Source organism: Acetobacter cerevisiae (assembly GCF_001580535.1).
Taxonomy (GTDB): Bacteria; Pseudomonadota; Alphaproteobacteria; order Acetobacterales; family Acetobacteraceae; genus Acetobacter; species Acetobacter cerevisiae.
Window position 1 is genome coordinate 1 of record NZ_LHZA01000055.1, and the last position, 3,082, is coordinate 3,082.

Genomic DNA, 3,082 nt, shown 5'->3' on the forward strand with positions numbered 1-3,082 from the left:
AGATTGAGAGGAAAACGCTCTAGCGGGCAAAGAAGACGGGGTTGTCTGGTTGGGGCGTGCATGAGAGCGTGGACCACCCTTCAGGCAGGAGTGATGCTTCTTACGGATCACGCAGGATCGGGACAAAGCGCCGCTGCGCTTGCTGATTCTATTTGCTGTCTCCGTGACGCTCGTCACATCCTGCCGCCAACATGCCCTGCCGCTACTCGGACTCATATTTCTGAGCGCAGCCTCCACCCACCGCAAGACAAGTCTCATCGCCGGAACAATTGCCAGCCTTTTTACCGTCTCATGGACAATTCTGTCTCTCAAGACCACGGTTTTCAAGCTGCCACTCCCCGCAACCTCCGCCTCCGAAAGAGCGGTGCATTACGTCCTGCATCCCTGGTCTTTTTTCAAAATCCTTTTTCATACGCTTGGGCTGCATACGGTTCAGGTCGATTACCTGACGACGTTCCTTGGTCGTCTTGGATGGCTCGATACCCCTGGATCCTTACCGCAGCTCTTATCGTGCTGGCAGTTCTATCCAGCCCCTTCACTGCATTTCGCAACAACTGGCAGGCTCGTCTCAGCCTTGGATGTGCGGTTCTGGTCTCGTTTCTGCTGATTTTTTTCGCCATGCTCATCACATGGAGTGACGATGCACCGACCACCATCGGCGGCGTGCAGGGACGCTATTTTCTAATCCCCACGTTGCTTTTTGCCTATGCACTTAACGGCAACGAGAAGCAGGAGGCATCGACGCTCTGCTATTGCGCATCCCTAACCATACTGGGTGGCCTGTTCCTGTTTTCCTCACACGAAATGATTGGTGTGCTTTTACAGCGGTATTATATTACCCCCTGAAACTGGTAGCCCCTTCCAAAGCTCTCGTATTATTTAAAAGAAAGCGGTCCCAACAGGGATAGGCCTTTGCCTGTGCTGCCTGTTATGACTCGTTCCCATGGAAGATCATCCGGCAGCCGCCACGCCTCTTTTGTCCCAGCCCGGTCTTGCTGCGGCCCTCACGTCCCGCACACTTGGGGCGTTTTCCTCTCAGGTTCAGGCTGTTGCTGTCGGGTGGCAGGTTTATGCGCTCACACATAGTGCAGCGGCACTCGGCTTTGTGGGGCTTGCCCAGTTTCTACCCATGGTGGCCTTTATTTTCCCGGCAGGGCACGCAGCAGACCAGCACGACCGCCGGCGCATTGTCATCACCTGTCAGGCTATCGAAGCCTTTGCTGCCGCCTTCATGGCGCTGGCCTCCTTTGCGCATTTTCTGGCACCCGGCATGATTTATGGTCTGGTGGCCCTGTTTGGCATCTGCCGGGCTTTTGAAATGCCTGCCCAGCAGACCTTTCTGCCCTCACTTGTGCCTGCGTCCTTATTCCCGCGCGCGGCGGCGCTGTCGTCCTCTCTGTTTCAGGTGGCCTCCATTGCCGGCCCCTCTCTGGGTGGGTTGCTGTATGGTCTGGGAGCTGGCGTCTGTTACGCGCTCTGCGGCACAGGCTTTGCCGTTGCGGCTCTGGCCACAGCCAGCATGAAATTCCGTTTCCCAGCCCGTGCGCGGCAACCCGCAACATTGGCAGCTGTGTTCGGTGGCATTTCTTTCCTGCGCCGCAAACCCACCATGCTGGGTGCACTCTCGCTGGATCTATTTGCCGTGCTACTGGGCGGCGCCACTGCCATGCTGCCGCTCTTTGCCACGGATATCCTGCATGCAGGGCCGTGGGGGCTCGGATTGCTGCGCGCGGCCCCTGCCATTGGCGCATTGCTGGTGGCCACCATTCTGGCCCGTTACCCGCTGGGCCGCCATGCTGGGCGATGGATGTTTGTCTCGGTCATGATCTTCGGGATTGCCACCATTGTTTTTGGCTTCTCCCGCTCCATTCCGGTTTCCATTGCAGCACTAGCCGTGCTTGGCGGAGCAGACGTTATCAGCGTGATGGTGCGAAGTGCTTTGGTCCAGCTTGGCACGCCGGACGAGATGCGCGGCCGCGTCTCCGCCGTGAACATGCTGTTTATTGGGTCATCAAACCAGCTGGGGGAGTTTGAAAGTGGCATGCTGGCCAGCGCTATCGGGGCTGTTCCCGCGGTGGTGGTGGGCGGCATTGGCACGCTGGTCATTACCGCTCTGTGGATGGCGTTTTTCCCAGGCCTGCGGAAACTTGATCGTCTGGATGATATCAAACCCGATTAACCGGCGGGAAAGGGCAGCCCCTCCCCTGAAAAAGGCCAAAAAAAACAGCTCTAAGGAAACCTTAGAACTGTTTTCAAAAGCATCAGACTGAGTAAAAAATACTCAGACTGCTTTTTTCAGATTGGGGCTGGCTTTAAAGCGCACCGTTTTACCGGCCTTCACTTTTACAGGCTCACCCGTCCGCGGATTCAGGGCTTTACGCGCCTTTGTCTTGCGCACTGTAAATGTTCCGAAAGACGGAAGGGTAAACCCACCCTCACGCTTCAATTCTTCTACAATCGCATCAAGAAGGTCGTTGGCAGCCTGATTGGCGGCAACGCCGGTGCAGTTGATCGAATCCTGGATCACCGCAGCAATAAAGGCCTTGCTCATTGAGACTTTAACTCCCCTTCAGACAGAACTATGTGAGTAACAATTCTTCGGCTACTATAACCAGCAACACTCGCGGCTTGATAGTCATATTTCACCGAAAAAACCAAATTAAAAATGCAATCAGTTTCGATTTTTCCCGCAGGCATCACCAAAAAACAGGTTGAAAGGGCGCCATCCGCCCCTTTGCCCGCAGGGACAGTCTGCCTGTTTGCCTGTTATGTTCCTGATGGGAACCTCCCTCTTCACACCCGCTTTTACCTCAAAAACCTGTTAAAGTGTGGTGTCACTCTGCATATTATTCTCTCTGGTGCAGAAGCTATTCATGAAAACACAAATAATTTTTGCAAAAAACACGGTATTCATGCCTGGAGACGGCCAAATGGCGGGCTGGACTTTGGTGCCTGGCAATTTCTTCTGGAAAAAGGACTCGCCAAGGACGCCCCTTACATTCTTTTTGCCAATGACAGCGTCTTCGGACCGCTCAAACCCCTGCCCCTTCTTTTAGCACTACAGTTGCATTTTGTGTCGTGA

Annotated in this window: 4 protein-coding genes; 3 read left to right on the forward strand and 1 reads right to left on the reverse strand. The window is 54.7% G+C overall.

Features of this window, described 5'->3' with window-relative positions:
- Window positions 1–291 precede the first annotated feature (291 nt).
- Both AD928_RS14605 and AD928_RS00470 read left to right on the forward strand, forming a co-directional pair.
- Window positions 292–846 (forward strand): DUF2142 domain-containing protein, encoded by a 555-nt coding sequence (locus tag AD928_RS14605; protein WP_167347323.1) that lies wholly within the window; start codon window positions 292–294, stop codon window positions 844–846.
- A 97-nt stretch (window positions 847–943) separates the two neighbouring features.
- On the forward strand, window positions 944–2,179 hold the full coding sequence (locus AD928_RS00470) for an MFS transporter (RefSeq protein WP_062247389.1): 1,236 nt from the start codon (window positions 944–946) through the stop codon (window positions 2,177–2,179).
- Window positions 2,180–2,281: 102 nt separating this feature from the next.
- Here the strand turns inward: AD928_RS00470 and AD928_RS00475 are convergent, their stop codons facing one another.
- The gene (locus tag AD928_RS00475) at window positions 2,282–2,551 is read right to left on the reverse strand and encodes an HU family DNA-binding protein (protein WP_025826565.1); all 270 of its coding nucleotides are present in this window, start codon (window positions 2,549–2,551) and stop codon (window positions 2,282–2,284) included.
- 114 nt (window positions 2,552–2,665) lie between these two features.
- On the opposite strand from AD928_RS00475, the gene AD928_RS00480 reads away from it, so the two are divergent.
- A complete protein-coding gene (locus AD928_RS00480; protein WP_062247391.1) occupies window positions 2,666–3,082 on the forward strand; it encodes a hypothetical protein in 417 nt (138 codons plus the stop codon).

What these genes read in the sequence shown, in the direction of transcription:
- AD928_RS14605 (WP_167347323.1), top strand. Translation starts at nt 292, where the DNA reads ATGGACAATTCTGTCTCTCAAGACCACGGTTTTCAAGCTGCCACTCCC.
- AD928_RS00470 (WP_062247389.1), top strand. Translation starts at nt 944, where the DNA reads ATGGAAGATCATCCGGCAGCCGCCACGCCTCTTTTGTCCCAGCCCGGT.
- AD928_RS00475 (WP_025826565.1), bottom strand. Translation starts at nt 2,551, where the DNA reads ATGAGCAAGGCCTTTATTGCTGCGGTGATCCAGGATTCGATCAACTGC.
- AD928_RS00480 (WP_062247391.1), top strand. Translation starts at nt 2,666, where the DNA reads ATGCAATCAGTTTCGATTTTTCCCGCAGGCATCACCAAAAAACAGGTT.